Origin of the sequence: Confluentibacter sediminis (assembly GCF_003258355.1) — a bacterium.
GTDB classification, from domain to species: Bacteria; Bacteroidota; Bacteroidia; order Flavobacteriales; family Flavobacteriaceae; genus Confluentibacter; species Confluentibacter sediminis.
Genome location: NZ_QKPO01000019.1, coordinates 25540 through 49668 on the forward strand (window position 1 = coordinate 25540; position 24129 = coordinate 49668).

The 24129-nt window shown below is 32.3% G+C and carries 24 protein-coding genes; 15 read left to right on the top strand and 9 right to left on the bottom strand.

Annotated features, from left to right (window positions below; all coding sequences use genetic code 11):
- The first annotated feature begins 148 nt into the window (after positions 1-148).
- Entirely contained in the window at positions 149-2575 is a 2427-nt protein-coding gene (locus DKT72_RS15610; RefSeq protein WP_111309676.1) for a hybrid sensor histidine kinase/response regulator, read from the top strand.
- On the opposite strand, the gene DKT72_RS15615 is transcribed toward DKT72_RS15610, so the two are convergent.
- Both DKT72_RS15615 and DKT72_RS15620 read right to left on the bottom strand, forming a co-directional pair.
- A complete protein-coding gene (locus tag DKT72_RS15615; RefSeq protein WP_111309677.1) occupies positions 2568-3908 on the bottom strand; it encodes a sigma-54-dependent transcriptional regulator in 1341 nt (446 codons plus the stop codon). The genes DKT72_RS15610 and DKT72_RS15615 overlap by 8 nt on opposite strands.
- Before the next feature lie 140 nt (positions 3909-4048).
- Positions 4049-4372 carry a hypothetical protein gene (locus DKT72_RS15620; RefSeq protein ID WP_111309678.1) on the bottom strand — a complete coding sequence of 108 codons (324 nt, stop codon included), beginning with the start codon at positions 4370-4372 and terminating at the stop codon, positions 4049-4051.
- A 420-nt stretch (positions 4373-4792) separates the two neighbouring features.
- On the opposite strand from DKT72_RS15620, the gene uxaC reads away from it, so the two are divergent.
- The 6 genes from uxaC to DKT72_RS15650 all read left to right on the top strand — a co-directional run bounded on the left by uxaC (position 4793) and on the right by DKT72_RS15650 (position 12106).
- The gene (gene uxaC, locus DKT72_RS15625; protein ID WP_111309679.1) at positions 4793-6193 is read left to right on the top strand and encodes a glucuronate isomerase; all 1401 of its coding nucleotides are present in this window, start codon (positions 4793-4795) and stop codon (positions 6191-6193) included.
- Positions 6194-6277: 84 nt separating this feature from the next.
- The gene (locus tag DKT72_RS15630; protein WP_235841743.1) at positions 6278-7192 is read left to right on the top strand and encodes a TRAP transporter substrate-binding protein; all 915 of its coding nucleotides are present in this window, start codon (positions 6278-6280) and stop codon (positions 7190-7192) included.
- Positions 7193-7227: 35 nt separating this feature from the next.
- Positions 7228-7686, top strand: coding sequence for a TRAP transporter small permease (locus DKT72_RS15635; protein ID WP_111309681.1), 459 nt, complete (start codon positions 7228-7230; stop codon positions 7684-7686).
- A gap of 5 nt (positions 7687-7691) precedes the next feature.
- A complete protein-coding gene (locus tag DKT72_RS15640; protein WP_111309722.1) occupies positions 7692-8993 on the top strand; it encodes a TRAP transporter large permease in 1302 nt (433 codons plus the stop codon).
- A gap of 28 nt (positions 8994-9021) precedes the next feature.
- Positions 9022-10467, top strand: a complete 1446-nt coding sequence (locus tag DKT72_RS15645) for a tagaturonate reductase (RefSeq protein ID WP_111309682.1) — start codon at positions 9022-9024, stop codon at positions 10465-10467.
- A 31-nt stretch (positions 10468-10498) separates the two neighbouring features.
- Positions 10499-12106, top strand: a complete 1608-nt coding sequence (locus DKT72_RS15650) for a UxaA family hydrolase (protein ID WP_111309683.1) — start codon at positions 10499-10501, stop codon at positions 12104-12106.
- A gap of 75 nt (positions 12107-12181) precedes the next feature.
- Here the strand turns inward: DKT72_RS15650 and DKT72_RS15655 are convergent, their stop codons facing one another.
- Together DKT72_RS15655 and DKT72_RS15660 are read right to left on the bottom strand one after the other, a co-directional pair.
- Complete coding sequence (locus DKT72_RS15655) at positions 12182-12850, bottom strand: bifunctional 4-hydroxy-2-oxoglutarate aldolase/2-dehydro-3-deoxy-phosphogluconate aldolase (RefSeq protein WP_111309684.1); 669 nt, start codon at positions 12848-12850, stop codon at positions 12182-12184.
- A gap of 82 nt (positions 12851-12932) precedes the next feature.
- The gene (locus DKT72_RS15660; protein WP_111309685.1) at positions 12933-13973 is read right to left on the bottom strand and encodes a sugar kinase; all 1041 of its coding nucleotides are present in this window, start codon (positions 13971-13973) and stop codon (positions 12933-12935) included.
- Positions 13974-14153: 180 nt separating this feature from the next.
- Between DKT72_RS15660 and DKT72_RS15665 the strand changes: the two genes are divergently transcribed.
- Positions 14154-15185, top strand: coding sequence for a LacI family DNA-binding transcriptional regulator (locus tag DKT72_RS15665; protein ID WP_111309686.1), 1032 nt, complete (start codon positions 14154-14156; stop codon positions 15183-15185).
- Positions 15186-15326: 141 nt separating this feature from the next.
- Positions 15327-16037 (top strand): hypothetical protein, encoded by a 711-nt coding sequence (locus DKT72_RS15670; RefSeq protein ID WP_111309687.1) that lies wholly within the window; start codon positions 15327-15329, stop codon positions 16035-16037.
- Positions 16038-16112: 75 nt separating this feature from the next.
- Here the strand turns inward: DKT72_RS15670 and DKT72_RS15675 are convergent, their stop codons facing one another.
- From DKT72_RS15675 to DKT72_RS15695, 5 genes are all read right to left on the bottom strand, one after another.
- Positions 16113-16439: a hypothetical protein gene (locus DKT72_RS15675; RefSeq protein ID WP_162623337.1), complete on the bottom strand. Its 327-nt coding sequence runs from the start codon at positions 16437-16439 to the stop codon at positions 16113-16115.
- Between the two features lie 217 nt (positions 16440-16656).
- The gene (locus DKT72_RS15680; protein ID WP_111309689.1) at positions 16657-17046 is read right to left on the bottom strand and encodes a rhodanese-like domain-containing protein; all 390 of its coding nucleotides are present in this window, start codon (positions 17044-17046) and stop codon (positions 16657-16659) included.
- Positions 17047-17056: 10 nt separating this feature from the next.
- Complete coding sequence (locus DKT72_RS15685) at positions 17057-17377, bottom strand: rhodanese-like domain-containing protein (protein ID WP_111309690.1); 321 nt, start codon at positions 17375-17377, stop codon at positions 17057-17059.
- A gap of 108 nt (positions 17378-17485) precedes the next feature.
- On the bottom strand, positions 17486-18103 hold the full coding sequence (locus tag DKT72_RS15690; RefSeq protein WP_111309691.1) for a thioredoxin family protein: 618 nt from the start codon (positions 18101-18103) through the stop codon (positions 17486-17488).
- 4 nt (positions 18104-18107) lie between these two features.
- Complete coding sequence (locus tag DKT72_RS15695; RefSeq protein ID WP_111309692.1) at positions 18108-18650, bottom strand: TlpA disulfide reductase family protein; 543 nt, start codon at positions 18648-18650, stop codon at positions 18108-18110.
- A 136-nt stretch (positions 18651-18786) separates the two neighbouring features.
- Here DKT72_RS15695 and DKT72_RS15700 point away from each other — a divergent pair, with 136 nt between their 5' ends.
- From DKT72_RS15700 to DKT72_RS15725, 6 genes are all read left to right on the top strand, one after another.
- Positions 18787-19248 carry a MarR family winged helix-turn-helix transcriptional regulator gene (locus DKT72_RS15700; RefSeq protein ID WP_111309693.1) on the top strand — a complete coding sequence of 154 codons (462 nt, stop codon included), beginning with the start codon at positions 18787-18789 and terminating at the stop codon, positions 19246-19248.
- A 265-nt stretch (positions 19249-19513) separates the two neighbouring features.
- Positions 19514-20917: an anthranilate synthase component I family protein gene (locus DKT72_RS15705; RefSeq protein ID WP_111309694.1), complete on the top strand. Its 1404-nt coding sequence runs from the start codon at positions 19514-19516 to the stop codon at positions 20915-20917.
- A gap of 4 nt (positions 20918-20921) precedes the next feature.
- The gene (locus DKT72_RS15710) at positions 20922-21485 is read left to right on the top strand and encodes an anthranilate synthase component II (protein ID WP_111309695.1); all 564 of its coding nucleotides are present in this window, start codon (positions 20922-20924) and stop codon (positions 21483-21485) included.
- 127 nt (positions 21486-21612) lie between these two features.
- The gene (gene trpD / locus DKT72_RS15715; protein ID WP_111309696.1) at positions 21613-22605 is read left to right on the top strand and encodes an anthranilate phosphoribosyltransferase; all 993 of its coding nucleotides are present in this window, start codon (positions 21613-21615) and stop codon (positions 22603-22605) included.
- Complete coding sequence (gene trpC, locus DKT72_RS15720) at positions 22602-23381, top strand: indole-3-glycerol phosphate synthase TrpC (protein ID WP_111309697.1); 780 nt, start codon at positions 22602-22604, stop codon at positions 23379-23381. The genes trpD and trpC overlap by 4 nt, the downstream gene beginning before the upstream one ends.
- A 30-nt stretch (positions 23382-23411) precedes the next feature.
- On the top strand, positions 23412-24113 hold the full coding sequence (locus tag DKT72_RS15725) for a phosphoribosylanthranilate isomerase (protein WP_235841744.1): 702 nt from the start codon (positions 23412-23414) through the stop codon (positions 24111-24113).
- Positions 24114-24129: the final 16 nt, after the last annotated feature.

A 24129-nucleotide genomic window follows, 5' to 3' on the forward strand; every position in this document is an offset into this window, starting at 1 on the left:
TAATATATAAACATTAACTTACACAATGGCAGAGGTTTTTAGCATATATAAAAACAAAATCTAAACATCGCTCATTACTCAAAGCAACAAAAGCATTAGATTACTCGTTTTTTTTATAAATTGACCCTTTCAAGACGATGTATCTTTTATGAAGTCATTCAAACATAAAATCACTTTTAAAGTTTTAATAGGTTATATTATTCTTGGAGTTTTAGCCACTATTTCAGGAAGTTTAGTACTTTCTGAAATAAAAACATTTACGGAATTACAACACCAAGATATTTCCGATCGGAGCAAAATTTTAAAAGTGGGAAGCTTAATCGCCGATATTTACAAAAATGAAAGTTTGGCAAGAGCCGCCATCGAACTAAATTCAAATGAAAAATTTAATCAGTACGTTCAAGAAAACAAACAATTATTATTAAAAATAGATTCATTAAATTTTATTGTCGACAACCAATCCCAGGAATTTATTTTGGACAGCATTAAGTTTGTTATTAATAAAAAACTTCAAAACATCACCGATTTAAAAAACCTAAAACTTAACAATACTTCTGATGAATCTATAAATACAGCCATTAACAAACTGAGCTCGGTTGATTCTCTTTTGGGAAAAGTCACTATTGGAGACCTTGTTAAAAACCCTCAGTATTTGAATAAGGAAACACGTAGTAAATTTGAAGAATATGTTAAGATACTTAATAAATACAATCCACTGGATTCCATTAACAGTATTGGTAAAAAACAAGTTGATTCTCTAATATCCATTTCCAAAAACATGTTGAGAGAAGCCCAAAAAGAAGACAATCTCCAACGCATATCCTTACAAAAAAAAGAACAACAACTTATTGAAAACGACTTGACCATCTCAAGGAATTTACGGGAATTGTTAAGTAATCTAGAAAAAGGGATTATTAGCTACACAAATAATATTAATAAACAAAGAGAAAAAACCCTCGACCATAGCAAGAATATTATTCTCTATGCAGCTGGTATTAGTTTTATCATCATCATCATTTTTTCTATTATTATTTTAAATGATTTTTGGAAAAGTCAACGTTATCGCAGACAATTGGAGTTGGCTAACAAAACAACTTCGTCACTTTTAAAAAGTAGGGAGCAAATAATCTCTATGGTAAGCCATGATTTAAGAACACCTTTAAGTACTATTTCTGGTTACGGTGAACTATTACAAAAAACAATACATAGCACTAAAGAATCAAATTATGTAGAACATATACGGAATGCTTCGTCGTATATGGCACAATTGGTAGATGATCTTTTAGAGTTTTCAAAACTTGAAAATAATAACATATCTGTTGAATCTATCTCATTTAATCTGGAAAAACTTGTAAACGAAATTATTCAGAATGCCAAAAATACAGTACAAGACAAACCTATACACTTTATTGTAAAACATAATAAAACTACAGACAGCCCCATTGTTAGTGATCCTTTCAGAATAAAACAAATTCTATATAATTTAGTTACAAATGCCTGCAAATTCACCAATGAGGGCACCATTACTATTGAAAGTGCTTTTAAAAATGAAAACAATAAAAACATATTACAAATTTCTGTAAGCGATACAGGAATAGGTATTAGTAAAGACCAGAAAAAAAATATTTTCAAAGCTTTTACTCAAGGAGATGGTACTAAACAAAATAATCAAAATGGTTTTGGGTTGGGATTGACTATTTCCAAAAGACTTGCAGAATTATTGGGTGGCTCTTTGACTTTAGAAAGCGAATTAAATAAAGGAAGCACCTTCTTTTTAAAAATTCCCACTATACTTTCCACCAAACCTATAATTATAAATAAACCAACCGACAGAGAAAATGTTTTTAAATTAAAAGCGATAATCGTTGAAGATGATATTTCAATACGGCAACTTCTTTCTGATCTTTTAAAACAGTATGGCATTGAATCGTATACTTTTGAAAATGCCCAAAAAGCATTAGAGAGCATGCACCAAATTCATTTTGATTTGGTTTTAACAGATATTCAGCTTCCCAAAATGAATGGCATCCATTTTATGGAAATTCTTAAAAAACATAGTTTATATAATAATCAGCCAATAATTGCCATGACTGGGAGATTAAATTTATCTATAGAAGAGTATATCAATAGTGGTTTTTCAGAGGTATTAATAAAGCCTTTTGACACCAATAAACTTGAAAATATTTTAAAACATTTTTTTGGCTCTAGCTCCATAAAAAATAATAGCAAGCTATTAAGAGAAGACGACAAGCAAACCAAAGGTTTCAGTATTGATTTGTTGGGTTCTTTTTTAAATAATGATACCGCTTCCATAAAAAAAACATTAATTACTTTTTTGCAAGACACAAAAAACAATATGCTATTATTGAAACAGGCCAAAAAAGATAATGACATACATACCATAAATAACATAAGTCATAAAATGCTTAGTATGTTTAAACAATTGGAAGCAAAATCCATCATTCCATTTCTAGAAAATTTTGAAACCAATAAAACTATAGATAACACTCTTTTTGAGGAGTTTGAAAATACTTTAAATGATTTTATAAGCTCTATTGAAGCGTATATTAATTAAGATGGTATTCTTTCATTTTGTTATAAAGTGTTTTTCTGGTAATGTTTAATAATTTGGCGGCTTTTGTTTTATTATTACCAACTTCCTGCAAAGCACTTATAATAAGTGCTTTTTCATTCTCTTTGGATGAAAACTTATTAGATACAACAGTACTTTTATGCGATTCAACCAACTCGTCTGGTAACACATTTTTCTCTATAACATCGGTTTGGGTTAGCAACGTAGCTCTTTTAATAACATTTGATAATTCCCGTAAATTTCCAGGCCAATAATAACTTTGAAAAAGAGTCAACACATCTTTTGAAAATCCCACAATGGATTTGTTTAATTGTTTATTTGCCTTTTCTAAAAAGAAATCGGCATACAAAATCAAATCGTCATTTCTATCTTTTAAGTTAGGCACTTTTATAGAAAACTCATTTAAGCGATGATACAAATCTTCACGAAAATCTCCATTCTCGACAGCATGTAATAAATCCTCATTAGTAGCTGTAACCAATCTTATATCAACAAATATCTCATCATTACTTCCAATAGGCTTTATTTTTCTTTCTTGTAATGCCCGTAACAATTGTATTTGGTTTTCATAAGTTAAATTACCTACTTCGTCTAAAAAAAGTGTTCCTCCATTCGCTGCTTCAAAATGCCCGATTTTATCATTTATAGCTCCCGTAAAAGACCCTTTTTTATGTCCAAAAAATTCACTTGAAGCAATTTCTTTAGGTATGGCACCACAATCAACAGCTATAAAAGGCTTATCTTTTCGTAAACTTTTTAAATGAATATTTTTAGCAACGACTTCTTTGCCAGTACCACTCTCGCCAGTTATTAAAACCGACATACTAGTGGGAGCTACCAATTGAATGTATTCTTTTAAGGTTTTAGATGCAGCACTAATACCTTCAACAAAATTCGTTGTAGAATTGTCATTATTTTTTTTGGAACTAGTTTTTGAAATAACAACCTCAGTCTTTTTAACTTCTAAAGCGTTATTAATAACTTCTAGAACTTCATCTGTATTGAATGGTTTTGAAATATAGTCGAACGCCCCCTGTTTCATTGCCTGAACAGCTGTAGAGACCTCGGCATAACTGGTCATTAAAACGACCGGAATATAATTATCGTTCTTTTTTATTTCCCTCAGCAAGGTTATACCATCACCATCAGGAAGACGTAAATCGGTAAAAACCAAGTCATATTTTTGCTTTTTCAAAAGACCAATGCCACTTTGAATATTGTAGCTTGAATCGACAACATAATGGTGCCGTTCCAGAAAATGTTTTAACATCTCCGAAAACGTGACATCATCTTCAACTAAAAGGATATGCTTCATAACATGAGTTGGTTCTTACAAAAATATTAAGATAAGATGACTTATATGTTTAAAAAAACTTAAAAAGGACGTTTTTAAATAAAAACGTCCTTTTTAAAAAAATTGAGTCTATGGATATGCTTTTACAACCCAACGCTACTTTATTGATTTTCATCACTTTTAATAGCTGATTCTTCTAACCAGTTTCCTTCTTTATCGGCATATACGGTACTAGTACTTCCATCAACCGTAAGTTCCAATTTGTATTGTTCATTGTCGTTTACATAAGCCTTACTTATACTAGCTGTAGCAAAATCTTTCTCAACGGCACTAGCAACGGCTGCCGGCAATTTATCTAAAGCGATTTCTTTGAATGCTTCATTCACTACAACATGGATAGATTCTGCTGGTAAAATGTTGTTAGGTAAAGCAAATGTTGACATTCCACCTGCTAAAATTGCTACTGTTAAAATTAACTTTTTCATGATTTTAATAATTTAAGTTTATAATTTATTTACAATTAGTATAAAGAAATAAATATGCCATGAATCACATTTAAACAGAATAAAACAACAACTATTTGATTACAAGTATTTTAATTAATTCCAAACACTATGTTAAATAAGAGCACTATGTGTAAAACTGTATAATTATTCACTGCATTGTGTAAAATTTATACGCTTTTCCGTTTGTTATTTAGATATTAAAAAGACATAAAAAAGGATAAGCCTATTAAGAAAATTATTTGTGCAATACATTTCTATAATTTATTCATTAGTCCTTCTTTATAGATCATGTACTATAAATTAAATTTAAAAGTGATAATTATTGTATTTACATTTTTAAGGGCTATTTTTGACAATCGTTAAATACTTATAAAATAATAAATACGTAGCACCCATAAAATGAGCTCAAAATTTATCCATGACAACTTTTTATTGGAAAATAAATATGCCGAAGAATTATATCACAATTATTCAAAAAAACAACCAATAATAGATTACCACAATCACCTACCTCCTCAACAAATTGCCGAAGACCAAACCTTTAAAAACATCACGGATGTTTGGATAAATGGCGACCACTACAAGTGGCGAGCCATGCGTACTTTGGGTATTAAGGAAGAATTTATTACAGGAAGAGCTTCGGACAAAGACAAATTTTTAAATTGGGCAAAAACGGTACCTTATACCATGCGTAACCCATTATATCATTGGACCCATTTAGAATTAGCACGGTATTTTGATATTTACGATTTGCTAAATGAGAATTCAGCCGAAAAAATTTGGGAACAAACCCACGAAAAATTAACAAGTGGACATTATAATTGTCGACAGTTGCTTAAAAAAGCCAATGTTGAATTTGTCTGTACAACAGAAGACCCAACAGATGATTTACAATATCATCAACAATTGGCTAAAAGTGATTTTTCAATTAAAGTAAGTACAGCTTTTAGACCAGACAAAGCTATTTTAATTTCAAATGATGGTTATAATGAATATATTGATACTTTAGGAAAAGTTGTTGATAAGCAAATAAACAGCTATTTAGATTTATGTGATGCTTTAAAGAACAGAATTGAATATTTCCATAAAAATGGCTGTAGAATTTGCGACCACGGATTAAGCCATTTATATTTTGAAAGTTTCACGGAAAATGAAATTTATACCATATTCAAAAAGAAAAGAGAAAATCAAGTAATTAGTAATGAAGATGCTTCGAAATTCCAAAGTGCCTTATTATTATTTTTATGTGAAACCTATAATGAATACGGTTGGGTTCAACAATTTCATTTAGGAGCATTAAGAAATAATAATACCCGTATGCTTCGTGTTTTAGGACCAGATACTGGATGGGATTCTATTGGCGATTATCCTCAAGCTGAAAAATTATCGGCATTTTTAAATGCTCTTGATAGTAAAGATAAATTGGGGAAAACCATTATTTATAACTTAAATCCCGCAGATAATGAAATCATGGCAACCATGATAGGAAACTTTAATGATGGTAGCGTTAAAGGAAAAGTACAATGGGGTTCTGGCTGGTGGTTTTTAGACCAAAAAGATGGTATGACCAAGCAACTAAACACCCTTTCTAGTATGGGATTATTAAGTTGTTTTGTAGGTATGCTAACAGATTCCCGTAGTTTTTTATCGTTCCCTAGGCACGAATATTTTAGACGTATTCTTTGTAATCTCCTAGGCGAAGAAATAAAAAAAGGCGAATTACCAAATGATATGGAATGGATTGGTAAGCTGGTTTCAGATATTAGTTATTACAATGCCAAAGAATATTTTAATTTATAACTAAAATAATTGCTAATTATAATGATTAAGAATCTAAAATACCTGCTTTTTTTACTTGTAATTACAGTAACAAGTTGCACTGAAATGAGCAAAACAAGAACTATTAAAATTGCCCATGGCTTAGATGTTAACCATTCAGTACATAAGGCTATGCTTGAATTGGGAAAAGATTTAAAGCAAAGATCTGGAGGTAAAATGACACTCGAAATTTATCCCAATCAGCAATTAGGCACAGAGAGAGAATGTCTTGAACTTTTACAAATAGGAAGCTTGGATATGACAAAAGTTTCTGTAGGTGTAATGGAAAATTTCGCTCCTAAAATGAAGGTTTTTGGAATCCCCTTTTTATTTAGAGATAAAGCCCATTCGTTTAAAGTATTAGATGGTCCAGTGGGAAAAAAGATTTTAGATGATGGTGAAAAATATTGGCTTAAAGGTTTAGCCTACTACGATGCTGGTAGCAGGAGTTTTTACACCAAAGAGAAGCCAATAAATGTGCCCGAAGATTTAAAAGGCTTAAAAATCAGGGTTATGGAAAGTGTTACAGCTATAAATATGGTTAAAGATTTTGGTGGATCACCCACTCCAATATCATGGGGAGAACTATATACTTCATTGCAACAGGGCGTCGTTGATGGGGCAGAAAATAATCCACCTAGTTTTTATTTGTCTCGACACTATGAAGTTTGCAAATACTATTCTTTAGATGAACATACAGTACTTCCAGATGTTTTAGTAATTGGCACTCAGTTATGGGATAATTTGTCTCCGCAAGAAAAAAAATGGCTGCAAGAGTCCGTTGACAAATCAGTTGTATATCAGCGAAAACTATGGGCTGAAGCAGAGGCTGAAGCCATTGAAGAAGTTAAAAAAGCAGGAGTCACCATCATTAATCCAGATAAAACTTTATTCAAAGAGAAAATTAAAGACATTTATCAAGAGTACGAAAGTAACCCAGAAATGAATATTTTAATACAACAAATTCAAGAAACAAACTAAACAAAATAGTTACACCACAAATACACATTCAACTAATGAAACTTCGAGAAAAAATTGATAAAATTCTAGGAAAAACACTCATTGCCATTATGTCTGTTATGGTAATAAATGTACTTTGGCAAGTATTCACAAGATTTGTAATGGGAACGCCAAGTTCATTTACCGATGAATTAGCCAGGTATTTAATGATTTGGGTCGGCATATTGGGAGCCGCCTATGTCTCTGGACGGAAAATGCACGTAGCTATAGATGTTTTACCTTCTAGAACTAGTACGGAAAATCAAAAAAAAATAGCTCGAATTGTAAATGTAATCATCATATTATTTTCTATTACGGCATTAGTTATCGGAGGTTCTAGACTGGTATATATCAGCTATTTGTTAGGTCAAAGCTCAGCAGCATTACAAATACCATTAGCGATGGTTTATATTGTTATTCCAATTAGTGGAATACTAATAATTTATTATAAAACGTCAGACCTTTTAAAAAAATAATTATGATGGAATATATACCCGTACTTGTATTAGTATTCAGTTTCTTATTTCTTTTATCTATCGGCACGCCCGTCGCTTGGAGTATCTCTATTTCGGCATTATTGACTATGATGGTTAGTATACCCCCTTTAGCGGCATTTACTACTGTATCTCAACGTATGGGAACCGGTCTTGATAGTTTTGCTTTATTAGCCATACCATTTTTTGTGCTCTCGGGACAATTAATGAATAAGGGAGGAATCGCCCACAGACTTATTGCCTTTGCAAAAACTTTAGTAGGCTCCCTTCCTGGAGGATTAGCTTTAATAAATGTTATTGGTGCCATGTTAATGGGAGCTATTGCTGGCTCTGCTATGGCTTCAGCATCAGCCATGGGTAGTATTTTGGGCCCTGAGATGGAAAAAGAAGGATATTCCAAAGAGTTTGGAGCTGCTGTAAACATCACATCTTCTACTACCGGATTAATTATCCCTCCAAGTAATGTTTTAATTGTTTATTCTTTAGCTAGTGGCGGTGTCTCTATAGCTGCTTTATTTCTTGCTGGATATATTCCAGGAATATTAACGGGTATTTTTTTAATGATAGTCGCTTCTTTATGGGCAAAAAAAAAGAACTATAAATTAGGCGAAAGAAGCAAACTTAAAGATGTTGTAAAAACTTTTATAGCTGCAGTACCCAGTTTATTTCTATTGGTTGTAGTTATTGGAGGCATAGTTACAGGCGTTTTTACAGCAACCGAAGCTTCAGCCATAGCTGTTTTATATACGCTTATATTAGGTTTTGTTTACAAAGAAATATCTTTAAAAGATTTACCGGAAATTTTGTTGGATTCCTCTGCAACAACTGCTATTGTTATGTTGTTAATAGGAGCATCTATGAGTATGTCTTGGGTGATGTCCTACGAAAATATTCCTCAAAACATAAGCGATGTTCTGATTGGCATTAGTGATAATAAAATAATTATATTATTAATTATCAACCTACTGCTACTCTTTGTAGGTGTTTTTATGGATATGACACCTGCCGTATTAATTTTTACTCCCATATTTTTACCAGTCGTCACTAAACTTGGCATAGACCCCATTCACTTCGGAATTATTATGGTATTAAACTTATGTATAGGATTATGTACCCCACCGGTGGGTTCTGTGCTGTTTGTAGGGGTAGGCATTGCAAATACCACTATAGAGAAAGTTATAAAACCGCTTATGCCATTATTTTTAGCAATGGTTCTTGCTTTATTTTTAGTAACTTATATACCAGAGTTAAGTTTATGGTTGCCTAGAGTCTTCGGATTAATAGATTAACCTAAAAAGATTTGAATTAAAAATAATAATGAAAAAATTAAATAGAAAAAATGTTGGATTGGAAGAAAAATTACCAATCAAGATAGTACAATTTGGTGAAGGCAATTTTTTAAGAGCTTTTATAGGATATGCGTTTCAAGAATTAAATAAAATAACCGATTTTAATGCTGGAATAGCTGTGGTACAACCCATAGATAAAGGTTTAGTTAATATGCTAAACGATCAAGATGGATTGTACACATTGTTTATGAAAGGAATAAAAAAAGGTGAAGAAATCCAACAGATGGAGCTTATTTCTAACATCGTAAAAGCAGTAGATCCTTATGCTGATTTTAATGATTATTTAAGTTTGGCGAAAGAAACATCATTGGAATTTATTATTTCCAACACCACTGAAGCAGGTATTGCCTATGTGAGTTCTGATACACCAGATATGCAGCCACCAAGTTCATTTCCTGCTAAATTAACAGTGCTATTACACGAACGTTTTAAATATTTCAATGGCGATAAAAGTAAAGGATTAACCTTGATTCCTTGTGAGTTAATCAACCACAATTCTGAAACTTTAAAAGACATTATTTTAAAATATGTAGACGATTGGAATTTAGGAAATGATTTCAAAACTTGGCTATTAGAAAGTAATGCGTTCCATAGTACATTAGTGGATAGAATTGTACCTGGATATCCAAAAGATGACATCGAAGCTTATAACAGCCAGTTAAATTACCAAGATAATTTAATTGTAGCAGCAGAAGCATTTTTCCTATGGGTTATTGAAGGCGGTGACGATTTAAAAGCAAAATTACCTTTCAACAAAACAGATTTAGATGTTAAAATTGTTGGTGACATGCAACCGTATCGTACCAGAAAAGTGAGGATCTTAAATGGTGCGCATACAGCTATGGTGCCTTTTTCTATGCTTTATGGAAACAAAACTGTTAAGCAATCCGTTGATAATTCTTTTACAGGTGAATTTATAAACAAAGCTGTTTTCAATGAAATTATTGAAGCCTTAGATATGGACAAAGCAGAACTCAATAGTTTTGCTGAGGATATTTTCGATCGTTTCAGAAATCCATTCATTGTCCATAATTTATCTAGCATTGCTTTAAACTCTATTTCAAAATTTACGGTTAGAGTACTTCCTAGTTTATTGGAATACGTAAACATCCATAAAAAATTACCAACCAATTTAACTTTTGCGTTTGCTGCATTAATTCGTTTTTATAAAGGTACTTGGAACGGAGAAAACTTACCCGTTCAAGATAGTGAAGACATAATTACTACATTTACTAAAATTTGGAAATCTGATGATTATTTAGAAATAGCTAAAAGGTCATTAAGTATTCAAGAATATTGGGGAGAAGATTTAACTAAAATTGATAACCTTACTGAAGCAGTTGCTTTAGCCTTGAAAGAAATAGACGCAAATGGTATTGAAGTTGGCTACGCCAATTACAGTAAGAAGTTCTAAATTTTAATTGATGACCATAATTCATTAAAATATGCAAAAAAAACTCATAAAAGTTAATCCTACCGATAATGTAGCTGTAGCCTTAGTTAATTTGAAAGCAGGCGATGTTGTACCTTTTGAAGGAGAGGATATCAAAATACTATCAGATACTAAATCCAAACATAAAATTGCATTAGAAACTTTTCAATCTGGTGACAGAATTATTATGTATGGTGTTCTTGTTGGCTCAGCCAATTCAACCATTAAAAAAGGAGATGTATTAACCACCGAGAATGTAAAACACCAGAGTGAAAAAGTTTTTGGAAGAACCGAAACGTTTAGTTGGACACCCCCCAATGTTGACAAGTGGAAAGATAAAACCTTTTTAGGATATCATAGAGAAGATGGACAAGTAGGCACTGAAAATGTGTGGTTATTTTTTCCATTGGTTTTTTGCGAAAACAGAAATATTGAAATCTTAAAAGATGTTTTTGAAAAAGAACTTTTAAAACATAAAGTAAATCCATATCAAATCTTGCTTCGTTCTTTAGTAAGCGGTGTGGAAGAAAAAGAAATAGCAAAAACCTCAGCGGATGTATTTGACAACATTGATGTAAAGTTTGTGACTCATCCAGGTGGTTGTGGAGCTATCAGGCAAGATTCAGAAAGTTTAGCCAAATTGTTAGCTGGCTATGTGAATAATCCAAATGTGGCAGGTGCAACAGTATTGAGTTTAGGCTGCCAAAATCTTCAAATAAGTGTTTTTAAAGATGCTTTGAATGATATCAATCCGAATTTAAACAAACCTGTTCTTATTTTTGAACAACAACAAATGGGAACTGTTGAAGATATGCTAACTGCCATAGTTAAAGAATCTTTTGAAGCGATAAAAAAAGCAAATACCGCTAAGAGGGAACCAGCACCATTATCTAAATTGAAAGTCGGATTAGAGTGTGGTGGGTCCGATGGTTTTTCGGGAATATCCGCAAATCCAACTTTAGGAGCTGTTTCAGATATGTTAGCGGCCTTAAATGGCACTGCTATATTATCTGAATTTCCGGAATTGTGTGGTGTTGAGCAGGAATTGGTAAACAGATGTGTAGAGGATAACAAAGGAGAGAAGTTTTTAAAATTAATGAAAGCTTATGAAAAAACCGTAGTAGATGCAGGTTCGGGATTTGATATGAATCCCTCTCCAGGAAATATCAAAGATGGTTTGATTACTGATGCCATGAAATCTGCTGGAGCTGCTAAAAAAGGCGGAACCTCACCCGTGCAAGATGTGTTGGATTATGGTGAGTACATTACCAAACCAGGCCTTAACTTATTATGCACGCCAGGAAACGATGTAGAAAGCACCACGGCCATGGTAGGTTCTGGAGCCAATCTGGTGTTGTTCACTACGGGTTTAGGAACACCTACAGGAAATCCAATTGCCCCTATAATTAAGGTGTCTTCAAATACAGAATTAGCAGAAAGGATGCCAGATATCATTGATATTGAAACCGGTGCCGTCATTCGCGGTGAAAAAACCATCGATGAAATGGCAGATGAAATGCTTGGATTTATTATTGATGTAGCTAGTGGAAAAATTCAAACGAAAGCCAAATTATTAAACCAAAACGATTTCATACCTTGGCGCAGAGGCGTTTCGCTATAAATTATTATATTTTCTAAAATTGAAAAGCCAAGAATTAAATTCTTGGCTTTTCAATTTTAGAAACAAATTCCATTATTACTTCCTTACAGATTTTATAATGGCTAAGGCATCTTTTACATCTTGTTCAAGCTTAGCATAATCTTTATTTGCTATAATGTCTTTTGAAATTAATTGAGACCCCATACCAACACAAGTGACACCAGAATCAAACCAACCTTTCAAATTTTCTTGGGTTGGAGATACACCACCTGTCGGCATAATAGATGTCCAAGGTTGAGGGCCTTTAATACCTTTCACAAAATTTGGTCCGTATAAATCACCAGGGAATAATTTCACTATTTCGCAACCTAATTCTTCGGCTCTAGCAATTTCAGTCAAAGAGCCACATCCTGGAGACCATAACACTTTTCTTCTATTACAAACAATAGCTATATCCTCTCTTAATACTGGTGTTACAATAAAGTTTGCTCCTAATGCCATATATAAAGAAGCTGCAGCACCATCTGTAACAGAACCAACGCCCATAATCATTCCTGGAAGTTCTTTAATGGCATATTTAGTTAATTCACCAAAAACTTCGTGAGCAAAATCGCCACGGGCTGTAAACTCCATCAGTCTGGCGCCACCATCATAACAAGCTTTTAATACTTTTTTACTTAATTCTATATCACTATGAAAAAATAAAGGAATCATGCCCGTATCTTTCATAGCCTGAGCCACTTCTAATCTTGAAAATTGTGCCATTTTTATATGTTTAATCGTTAATTGATGATTTGTTGAACGTGTACTCGATTAAACGATTACAACATTCAACAAACAAACTAATTTATCTCGCTACTCTACCAGATGCATCTCCACCCATTAATTTTGTTACCTCTTCTACGGTTACTAAGTTAGCATCACCTTTAATAGTGTGTTTTAAACAAGAGGCAGCTACCGCAAAATCCAATGCATTTTGGTCGTTATCTGGATAAGTTAATAATCCATATATTAAACCACCCATAAAACTGTCTCCACCACCTACTCTATCTACAATGTCGGTAATTTGATACTGACGGGTTTCATACATTTTTTTACCATCATATAATACTCCAGCCCATGTATTGTGAGATGCAGAGATAGAACCTCTCAACGTTGTAATAACTTTTTTAGCTCTTGGGAATTTTTTCATCATTTGTTGGCAAACAGATAAGAACGCTTCTGCTTTCACATCATGTCCATGTGTTTGTACGTCCAAGCCTTCTGGTTTAATTCCGAAGTGCATTTCGGCATCTTCTTCGTTGCCTAAAATAACATCACAATAAGAAGTTAATTCAGTCATAATAGCTTCACGATCACCGCCATATTTCCAAAGTTTTGCTCTGTAATTTAAATCCGTAGAAATGGTAATTCCCAATTTACTGGCGGCTTTTACAGCTTCCAAACAAGCATCGGCAGAACTTTGAGAAATTGCAGGTGTAATACCTGTCCAATGAAACCATTCAACACCTCTAAAAACCTCATCCCAATTAACCATACCAGGTTGAATTTCAGACATAGCAGAATGTGCTCTATCATAAACCACTTTACTACCTCTCGATACAGCCCCAGTTTCTAAAAAATAAATACCTAAACGATCACCACCCCAAACAATTTTATCTACACCAACACCTCTTTTACGCATTTCCATCATCGCACATTGACCAATATCATTTTTTGGTAAACGTGTTACAAAATCTACTGAAATGCCATAATTTGCTAGTGATACAGCTACGTTAGACTCTCCTCCTCCGTAAACAACCTCAAAATTGTCTGCTTGAGAAAATCTTAAAAATCCTTGAGGAGCTAATCTCAGCATGATTTCTCCAAATGTTACTACTCTACTCATTTAATAAATTGTATTAGTTATTTTATTTTGGTTAATCGTTTGAACATACTTAAAAACTATTATCTAATAAACAATATTTCTTTAAATCTTAGGTTTTTGAAGGATAATCTTTGAATAAAAATGCTATCTTAACAAAAAAGTTTATTTTTGTTCAAACGTTGAAACAAATATATATAAAAATTGGCAAGCAAAAAAAAAACTACTATAAAAGATATTGCTAATGTATTGGGCATTACGCCTTCAGCGGTTTCAAAGGCTTTAAATAATCATCCCAGAATAAGCGACAAAACCAAAGCGGCCGTCTTACAAATAGCCAAAAATTTAAACTATCAACCAAACCATTTAGCCAGTGCCTTAAGAAAAGGAAAAAGTAATTTAGTTGGTGTTATTATCCCTAAAGCCAACAGTCATTTTTTCTCTTCTATTATAGAAAAAATTGAAGAGGTTTTAAATGATAAAGGTTATAATGTAATTATAGCACAATCAAACGAATCTTATAACAAAGAGTGCAAAAGTATCGATGCTTTATTATATACTCAAGTCGATGGCATTATTGCTTCTATGGCAAATGAAACGGTTAAACTGGATTACTATGAAAAAATTAAGTCTAAAGGCATTCCTTTAATTTTATTTGACAGGGGTGAAAATGATTTGAATGTTGATTATGTTGGTATTGACGATTATTTAAGTAGCCACGTGGTCATTGACCATTTAGTAAAACAAGGGTGTAAAAGAATAGCGCATATTGCCGGCTTTAGCCATACAAGAATATATAAAAACAGAATTAGAGGCTACAGAGATGCTTTAGAAAAATTCAGTTTACCTATAGAAGAATCATTGATTATAGAAAGTAATTTGGGTATTGAAGATGGCAGGAAAATAATGACCCAACTTTTAAAACTTAAAAACAGACCCGATGCGATATATGCTGCTGGAGATTATGCAGCTCTGGGAGCATTACAAGTCATGCAAGAACAACATATACATGTTCCAAAGGATATTGCTTTGGTTGGTTTTACTAACGAACCATTTACTTCTTTAGTGACTCCTTCTATTACATCTGTAGACCAACATAGTACGCAAATAGGCAAAGTAGCTGCCGAAACCCTTTTAAAAAGGATGGATTCTCCCAACGAAAAAGTAACTTTAAATAAATTAATTCTACCTGCTGAGCTTATAATTCGATCTTCTTCTAAAAAAAATCAACTTTAATCCATTTAAACTCTCTTAGTTAAACATTTGAGCACCATTGTAAAAACATGAATAAACATGTCTTTACTAAAAATGTTAATAATTGTTCATTGAATTAAAAAAATGCCTAATTTGGGCTAGTTCAATTTTTTAAAAAATACAATGGAGAACGTCTTTAATATTCGATTTATTAAAAAATGCATTCTGCTTTTTACTTTATTAGTAAGCAGCATAATAACCTCTCAAAACAGCAAAATAATCCAGCACGACTTAGACTCTGTTGTTTCTTTAGAAGTCCCAGAAAATTTTTTTGAGGGTGATACGCTTGTAGATGGCGTACAAATACATCAAATTAGGTTTAAAACAGAAACCTATAATTTTATTGCTCAAAAAGTGCTTTTTGAAAACGAAGACCAAAAAGAGAGCCTATCAATGTTACCGTATGATTATGCTAGTTTAATTGATGAATACAATCGTGTTATAGCCAGAATGAGATATAGAGTGCCTTATTATTTAAAGTCTAAAACACTTGTTGAAAAAGAAGGTTTTACTGGTTACAATTTGAAATTTGAAAACGATTTGGGCACGCCTACCTATGAAGCCGAATTTTATTTATTGAACAAAAATTTATATACTTTTTTCTACGCCAGCGATACACATTTTGATGAGGATGTTGTAACTGAACTTTTTAAATCTATTAAAATAAATACGAAACAAGATATTAGTCAGTATTTAGGAAAACCTCCTAAATATAGAATTGGTTACGTAATTGCGACCTATTTTTTCTTAAGTTTGATGCTAGTAGGTGTTGTCATTTATATGATTAAAATTTACAGAAAGAAAACTGGCAAAACTGATTTTTTACATGAATAAATAGTTTTGAATACATAAAAAAAGAATCCCTAGAAATTAAAATTTCTAGGGATTCTTTTTTTTAAATCGTGTGTTTTATCCAGCTTGTTGTTTTTTCATTTTTTCAACTTTCATTTGGTTCAATTCATCTTCAAAAAGACTCCCTCTGTTTTTCTTCATTTGCTCTAATCGTTGTAGCTCCTTTCTAATTTCCGCACTTCTTTTTAAAGACTTATTTAATCTTTCATCTCTAAGCTCTTGCTTAATCAAATTATCTTTCTTCCTTACTTCTTGAAGCTCAACCTGCTCAATTTTTAATTGTTTTTCTTTTCTTTTTTCCAAAATAATAGGGACATATGAATATCCATATATACCTATAAATAATAAGGCCAATATTGCTAAAATCAAATAACCGTGTTCCATAAAATATTTAGAATTAATCATTAATTGTATACGAACTGAACAATTTACAATAAAAGTACAGAAAAGGGTTATAGAAATAAAAATAACAAGTTGAACCGCTTAAAAAAAAGATAAAATAAAAAAAACAGGTCAAAATATCGAATCATTCAGAAAAAAGAGAAACTGGTCTTGCTACAATAAGTTAGATATTATTCACTTTTAATTGTTAAAGATGACATTAGTTTTTAATTTCTAAACCTTCATATTTCCATTTAGAAAAGCCTCCATCTAGATCATAAATTTTAACAAAACCTTCTTCAAGCATTTTTTGCGCACATTTGGCACTGCGCTTACCCGAATTGCAATAAAGATATACTGGTTTGTCTTTATCCAACTTAGTAATATCTTGAACAAAAGTAGGTGAAAAAAAATCAATATTTTGAGCCCCAGGAATGTGTCCATTCTCGAATTCTTTAGCAGTTCTAACATCTATTAGCTGAACATTATCTGCTTGTAAAAAACTTTGCATTTCTTCTGGAGAAACAATAGTTATTTTAGGGCTTTCTACTTCTTTGCAACTAGAAAAAGTTATAATAAGTATTACATATAAAAAAGATAGTTTTTTCATTTGCTTTTAATTAGTCTGCATCTACAATATCCCCTGTCCATTGCATCATACCTCCTTCAAGATTATATGCATTTTCAAACCCTAACTGTTCCATAATTTGGCATGCTTGGCCACTTCTATTTCCAGACCGACAGTAAACATAATAATTTTTACTTTTGTCTAAAGCTCCGATTTCATCAATAAAATCTTGTCCTTTATAAATATCTATGTGAATAGCATTTGGAATGATACCATCGGCGACTTCAGCATCCGTTCTAACGTCAAGTATTACAGCGTTATCATCATTAGCTAATTGTTCTGCCCACTCGTCTTGAGATAAATCTTCTATCATAATTAAAATAATATAATTACAAATTTAGCACTTCTATATTTAATATAAACGAAAAAAATCTGAAGTATTGTGAACCTCAGATTTTTTTATATTCCTTTTTTTATAACCTTAAACTTTTATGGTACAACCAATAGCTTTAGTTTCTTTTGCTGGAACTTCTTTTCCTTCTAATAAAGCATTAACGGCATTTTCTACATACTTCGTTTTAACTGCTTTTGCATCTTGATAGTTATCATCAATAGCTCCAATATATTTCACAACATTACCTTTACTGGTTTTTTGCAATACAAATACATGTGGTGTTTTTGTAGCTCCGTATTTTGGATATACTTTTTGTTCTTTATCCATTAAATAAGGAAAAGTAAATCCTTTTTCTTTAGCTCTTTCTTTCATGGCTTTCATACTATCGCCTGGTTGAACATCTGGATTATTTGGCATAATGGCTATAACAGGATAGCCTAAAGATGCATACTTTTTATTTAGCTCGATAATTCTATCTTCATAAGCTTGCGCATAAGGACACGTATTACATGTAAAGGTTACAATAAATCCTTTGGCATTCCTATAATCGGCTAAAGAAACCATCTTATCATCGACATTCATTAATTTAAAGTCTTCGGCAACATCGCCAACTCTATAACCGTTAACCATTACTGTTTTGTTAACAGTAAAAGCACTCATAACAATGATGAATGTTAGCATCGATAAAATTTTAATTGTTTTCATAGTACTAATTTAAAAATTGTTTGACTTCAGTTTCTAATGATTCGTAAGTGAACGATTGTTCGAAAAATTTATTTGTATCGTTTTTATAAATAACAGTAGCCGGAATAGAACCAGACCAATTTTCATCTACTTTTGGAATCCAAGTATTAGCATCCACATCATTTAAAGCAACTACTTTAGATTTTATTTTTTTGTCCCTAATGAATGGTTTTAATTTTGAATCATATAAATGTGGAAAATCCAAACTCACCAATAAAACCTCAACATTTTTGTTTTTGTACTCTTCATTCAATTTTTCAAAATAAGGCAACTCCTTAACACAAGGAGCGCACCAAGTAGCCCAAAAATTGATGACATAAACCTTATTGTCTTTTTTTTGTAAAAACTTTTGAAAGCCATCAAAATCGTACACCTCTAGATCTGTTTTATGGGCAACTTCAATGGTATTATCATCTGCTTTCTGTACGGTTTTCAATCCTTCATTTGTTTTCTTATCATTACAAGAAGAAAAAAACAGCAACAAGATTAAGAGTCTAATAATTTTCATTTAGCTAGTTTTTTAATACATCTAATCTATAAATGTAAGTAATCTTAAACGCATGTTAAGCTGTTTAACAATTTTTTATAGAAATCTGAACTTTCAAAAATATTTTTCCTACATTTGTATATACAATAGTTAAAAGATGAATATTGAATCCATTTTAAAAATAAATTCAGATTTATCTTTATCTAAAAAAGCCATAATCAATTTATTATATACTTACGGCGTAATAAACAAAACATTAAACGACGTTCTTAAACCCTTTGACATATCCATTCAGCAATTTAATGTGCTTAGAATTTTACGTGGACAGAATGAAAAACCAATCAGTTTGGAGGTTTTACAGGAACTCATGATACATAAAATGAGTAACACTACACGCTTAATTGATAAGCTTATTAAAAAGGAGTATGTTACAAAAAATACGAATGAAACAAATCGTAGAAAAATAGATATTTATATTACTAAAGAAGGATTAAAACTTCTGGATATAATAGATAAATTAATTGATAGCACAGAGAAAAAAATCGTCAGTTCCTTAACAGATGGTGAAACAAAAGAATTCATTAGATTATTAGGCAAGATAAGATTAATAGCAAAATAATTCTCTCAATCCCTGATAGTCAGCATAAACTACCGTAGTACTACGGTAGTTTTTTGTTTAAAAAAACATGTAAAACTATTGTGTAATTATATTTTCATTTCTATATTTGGCAGAGTTAAAACAAAGTAATGAACACAATTTTAAATAATACTTGGTGGTGGAGCTTTAGAAATTCAAATTTCGTGAAGTAAAACCTAGTATATTTAAAACTTAAAATATCGAAAAGGCTTGTCATTCACGACAGGCCTTTTTTTATGAACTATTTATGATGACATTTAATTTACATACCTACCACAAAAAAATATTAACTGATACAATTACGCCCGTTAGTGTTTATTATAAAATAAGGGACAAATACCCTAACAGCATTCTTTTGGAAAGTGGTGATTACCATAAAAGTCAAAAAAACTTCTCCTATATATGTTTCAATCCTATTGCATCTATTAAAGTTGAAAATGAGGTTATTTCACAAACGTTTCCCGATGGAAGTACCACATCAACAAACATAGATGACACCATTAATTTAGCTAATGAAATTCATCTGTTTACCAAACGATTTGAAACCGATTCTGAAGACACTTTTAAATTTATACACAACGGCATTTTTGGTTACACGGCATATGATGCTGTAAGGTATTTTGAAGATATTGCCATTAGTAAAAAGGAAGATTCCATAATCATTCCCGATATGTATTATGCCGTTTATAAGAATATTATTGCCATCAATCATTTTAAAAATGAAGCCTATATTTTTGCGCATTGTTATAATTCAGATAATAATATTCATGAAATTGACGATTTAATAAACATTCAAAATTTTGCTTCTTATAAATTTTCAACATCAGGAGCTATTACTTCCAATTTAACAGACGACGAGTACAAATCTCATGTTGATTTAGCAAAAAAGCATTGTGCCAGAGGTGATGTATTTCAACTAGTACTATCAAAAAGTTTTACTCAAGAATTTAAAGGGGATGAGTTTAACGTGTATCGCGCTTTAAGAAGTATCAATCCATCACCCTATCTTTTTTATTTTGACTATGGAAATTTTAAAATTTTCGGAAGTTCACCTGAAGCACAGCTTATCGTTACTGATGGTAAAGCAGAAATCCATCCCATTGCCGGTACATTTAAACGTACCGATGACGATGTAAAAGATGCCCAATTAGCCGAAGCCTTAAAATTAGATAGTAAAGAAAATGCAGAACATGTGATGTTAGTAGACTTAGCCAGAAATGATTTAAGCCGACATGGTAGCCATGTAACAGTTGACACCTATCGCGAAGTTCAATTTTTCTCGCATGTTATCCATTTAGTAAGCAAAGTAACAGGACAAAAACATAAAGAAACACCAACCATGCAAGTGGTTGCCGACACGTTTCCTGCAGGAACACTTAGCGGCGCGCCAAAACACAGAGCCATGCAGTTGATTGAACAATACGAAAAAACAAGTCGTGGTTTTTATGGTGGTGCCATTGGTTTTATGGATTTTGAGGGCAATTTTAATCATGCTATTATGATTAGAACCTTTTTGAGTAAAGACCACAAATTACATTGGCAAGCTGGTGCGGGACTGGTTTCTAAATCTACCCCAGAACACGAATTACAAGAAGTTTATAATAAATTAGGTGCTTTAACAAAAGCCATCACATTAGCTGAAGACATATAAAAAAATGAAAGTATTAGTTATAGATAATTACGACAGTTTTACATACAACTTAGTTCACTATTTAGAAGATTTAAATTGCGATGTTACGGTACTTCGAAATGATAAATTAACTCTGGAAGATGTGGAGCCTTTTAATAAAATAGTGCTTTCACCAGGTCCAGGAATTCCAGATGAAGCAGGCTTGCTTAAACCAATCATTAAAAAATATGCACCTACCAAAAGCATCTTAGGAGTATGCTTAGGGCAACAAGCCATTGGTGAGGTTTTTGGCGGATCGCTTATAAATTTAGAAGACGTCTATCATGGTGTTGCCACTAAAGTGACTATCACTGTAGCTGATGAACCTCTTTTTAATGGTTTAGAAAAAGAAATTGAAGTAGGCCGCTATCATTCGTGGGTGGTAGATTCTAATTTACCAGACAGTTTAGAGGCGACTTCTTTTGATGCTAACGGACAAGTGATGTCTTTACGCCATAAAGTCTATGATGTAAAAGGCGTACAATACCATCCTGAATCGGTACTAACCCCTTTTGGGAAACAGATATTGAAGAATTGGATTGATAGTTAGATGTTAGACAATAGACGATAGACAATAGACTATGGATATAAGATATGAATCAATCAGTAACTCAGGAATCCATTATAAACTAAAGTTGAATTAAATTTAGATTCCTGCCTTCGCAGGAATGACAAAAATGAAGCAGATACTTAATAGATTAATCAATCACGAAACCTTAGAAAGCGAAGAAGCTAAACAAATCTTGGTAAACATTTCAAATGGGATGTATAATCCAAGTCAAATAGCTTCATTTCTTACCGTTTTCATGATGCGAAGCATGACGCTTGAAGAACTTAAAGGTTTTAGAAATTGCCTTTTAGAACTTTGTATTCCTATTGATTTAAAAGACTTTAACGCCATTGATTTATGTGGCACTGGTGGTGACGGAAAAGACACATTTAACATTTCAACCTTGGCATCTTTTGTGACGGCTGGTGCGGGTGTGCATGTGGCTAAGCATGGCAATTACGGGGTATCATCCTCATGTGGCTCATCAAATGTTATGGAATTTTTAGGCATTAAATTTTCAAATGATAAGGATTTTTTAAAACGTTCTATAGACAAGGCAGGCATTTGTGTGTTGCATGCACCCTTGTTTCACCCAGCTATGAAACATGTGGCACCCATTCGTCGCGAACTAGGTGTAAAAACCTTCTTCAATATTTTGGGACCTATGGTAAATCCATCCTTTCCAAAAAATCAAATGGTGGGGGTTTTTAATTTAGAACTACTACGTCTTTATGGTTATTTATATCAGAACACCGATAAAAATTATAGCATTATTCATGCTTTAGATGGCTATGATGAAATATCTTTGACAGGAAAAACAAAAGTGATTTCCAATAAAATGGAAATATTATTTTCACCTGAAGATTTGGGGATTTCACAAATAAAACAAGAAGATATTTTTGGGGGAAGCACTATTGAAAGTTCTGCTAAAATTTTCATGAACGTGATTCAAGGAAAAGGCACCGAAGCTCAAAACAATGTCGTTTGTGCCAATGCGGGCTTAGCGATTGCAACGGTGAAACAAATCAGTCATAAAGAAGGGTTTGAACGAGCCAAAGAATCATTACTTTCTGGAAAAGCAAGACAAAGTTTAAACACGTTAATTGAATTAAGCAAATGAATATTCTAGATAAAATAGTTGCCGACAAGCGTTTAGAAGTCAATTTAAAAAAATCATTAATTCCAATGTCTCAGTTAGAACAGTCTGTTTTATTTGAAAGAAAAACGACTTCGTTAGCCAATAAATTAAGAAACAGTTCATCAGGGATTATTGCAGAACACAAAAGACGATCGCCTTCAAAATCAACTATCAATCAGAATTTAAACGTTCAAGATGTTGCTAGAGGTTATGAGAATGCAGGCGTTTGTGGCATGTCCGTTTTAACTGATTTAAAATATTTTGGTGGTGCACTAGACGATTTATTGTTAGCCAGAGCCAGCTGTAATCTGCCGTTATTAAGAAAAGAATTTATTATTGATGAATACCAAATTCTAGAAGCTAGAGCATATGGTGCCGATGTTATTTTACTCATCGCTGCCATTTTAACAAGAGCCGAAATAAAAAAGTTTTCTGAATTTGCTAAAAGCTTACAGTTAGACGTGTTGCTAGAAGTTCATAATGAAGACGAATTACATAAATCTATCATGCCGAGTTTGGATATGTTAGGCGTTAATAATCGAAACTTAAAAACCTTCGACGTTAGTTTAGATATTAGTAAATCGCTTAGCGAATTAATTCCAAATGAGTTTGTGAAAGTGTCGGAAAGTGGCATTAGCACTATAGACGCCATTAAGGAGTTACACCCTTATGGGTATCAAGGGTTTTTAATTGGTGAGAACTTTATGAAAACAGACAACCCAGGAGAAAGTGCTAAGGAATTTATAAACCTCCTCTAATGCCTCCTAAGGAGGAGAACTCATACTAACATGAATAAAGAAGATCAAAATACAACCAAACCTACTCCCTCCCCTTCAGAGAAGGCTAGAGTGAAACTCAAAGTTTGCGGTATGAAATACCAAGATAATATTGAACAAGTTGCGGCAACGCAACCAGATTATCTTGGTTTTATTTTTTATAATAAATCTGTTCGCAATTTTGACTTAGAATACATACCTGAAGTTTCAAAAAACATAAAAAAGACTGGAGTTTTTGTTGATGCTGAAATTGATGAAGTTATTAAAAACATCCATTTACATCATTTACATGCCGTTCAATTACATGGTAATGAATCCACAGACTATTGTAAAAAATTAAAATCTTATGATATAGAAATCATCAAAGCATTTTCAGTTGATTACAATTTCAATTTTGATGATTTAAAACCTTATGAAACGGTTTGCAATTATTATTTATTTGACACGAAGGGCAGACTAGCTGGTGGCAATGGTTACACATTCGATTGGAGTTTATTAAAAAATTATCCATCCACAAAACCTTACTTTTTAAGTGGGGGCATTGGGATTGAAGAGATTGAAAATGTTTTGTCATTCCTGCATCGGCAGGAATCCAAATATTGTTATGCCTTGGATGTAAACAGTAAATTTGAAACTGATCCAGGATTGAAAAATATTGAATTATTAAAAGAATTTAAAGACCACGTCATTACGAAGGAGGAACAACTGAAGTAATCTCTCTAAAAGAAAC

Coding starts and splice junctions, on each gene's coding strand:
- DKT72_RS15670 (WP_111309687.1), top strand. CDS start 15,327: ATGGAGAACGTCTTTAATATTCGATTTATTAAAAAATGCATTCTGCTT.
- DKT72_RS15615 (WP_111309677.1), bottom strand. CDS start 3,908: ATGAAGCATATCCTTTTAGTTGAAGATGATGTCACGTTTTCGGAGATG.
- DKT72_RS15645 (WP_111309682.1), top strand. CDS start 9,022: ATGAAAAAATTAAATAGAAAAAATGTTGGATTGGAAGAAAAATTACCA.
- DKT72_RS15655 (WP_111309684.1), bottom strand. CDS start 12,850: ATGGCACAATTTTCAAGATTAGAAGTGGCTCAGGCTATGAAAGATACG.
- DKT72_RS15660 (WP_111309685.1), bottom strand. CDS start 13,973: ATGAGTAGAGTAGTAACATTTGGAGAAATCATGCTGAGATTAGCTCCT.
- DKT72_RS15725 (WP_235841744.1), top strand. CDS start 23,412: ATGAATAAAGAAGATCAAAATACAACCAAACCTACTCCCTCCCCTTCA.
- DKT72_RS15705 (WP_111309694.1), top strand. CDS start 19,514: ATGATGACATTTAATTTACATACCTACCACAAAAAAATATTAACTGAT.
- uxaC (WP_111309679.1), top strand. CDS start 4,793: ATGAGCTCAAAATTTATCCATGACAACTTTTTATTGGAAAATAAATAT.
- DKT72_RS15680 (WP_111309689.1), bottom strand. CDS start 17,046: ATGAAAAAACTATCTTTTTTATATGTAATACTTATTATAACTTTTTCT.
- DKT72_RS15650 (WP_111309683.1), top strand. CDS start 10,499: ATGCAAAAAAAACTCATAAAAGTTAATCCTACCGATAATGTAGCTGTA.
- DKT72_RS15700 (WP_111309693.1), top strand. CDS start 18,787: ATGAATATTGAATCCATTTTAAAAATAAATTCAGATTTATCTTTATCT.
- DKT72_RS15695 (WP_111309692.1), bottom strand. CDS start 18,650: ATGAAAATTATTAGACTCTTAATCTTGTTGCTGTTTTTTTCTTCTTGT.
- DKT72_RS15675 (WP_162623337.1), bottom strand. CDS start 16,439: ATGGAACACGGTTATTTGATTTTAGCAATATTGGCCTTATTATTTATA.
- DKT72_RS15685 (WP_111309690.1), bottom strand. CDS start 17,377: ATGATAGAAGATTTATCTCAAGACGAGTGGGCAGAACAATTAGCTAAT.
- DKT72_RS15710 (WP_111309695.1), top strand. CDS start 20,922: ATGAAAGTATTAGTTATAGATAATTACGACAGTTTTACATACAACTTA.
- DKT72_RS15620 (WP_111309678.1), bottom strand. CDS start 4,372: ATGAAAAAGTTAATTTTAACAGTAGCAATTTTAGCAGGTGGAATGTCA.
- DKT72_RS15630 (WP_235841743.1), top strand. CDS start 6,278: ATGAGCAAAACAAGAACTATTAAAATTGCCCATGGCTTAGATGTTAAC.
- trpC (WP_111309697.1), top strand. CDS start 22,602: ATGAATATTCTAGATAAAATAGTTGCCGACAAGCGTTTAGAAGTCAAT.
- trpD (WP_111309696.1), top strand. CDS start 21,613: ATGAAGCAGATACTTAATAGATTAATCAATCACGAAACCTTAGAAAGC.
- DKT72_RS15640 (WP_111309722.1), top strand. CDS start 7,692: ATGGAATATATACCCGTACTTGTATTAGTATTCAGTTTCTTATTTCTT.
- DKT72_RS15690 (WP_111309691.1), bottom strand. CDS start 18,103: ATGAAAACAATTAAAATTTTATCGATGCTAACATTCATCATTGTTATG.
- DKT72_RS15610 (WP_111309676.1), top strand. CDS start 149: ATGAAGTCATTCAAACATAAAATCACTTTTAAAGTTTTAATAGGTTAT.
- DKT72_RS15635 (WP_111309681.1), top strand. CDS start 7,228: ATGAAACTTCGAGAAAAAATTGATAAAATTCTAGGAAAAACACTCATT.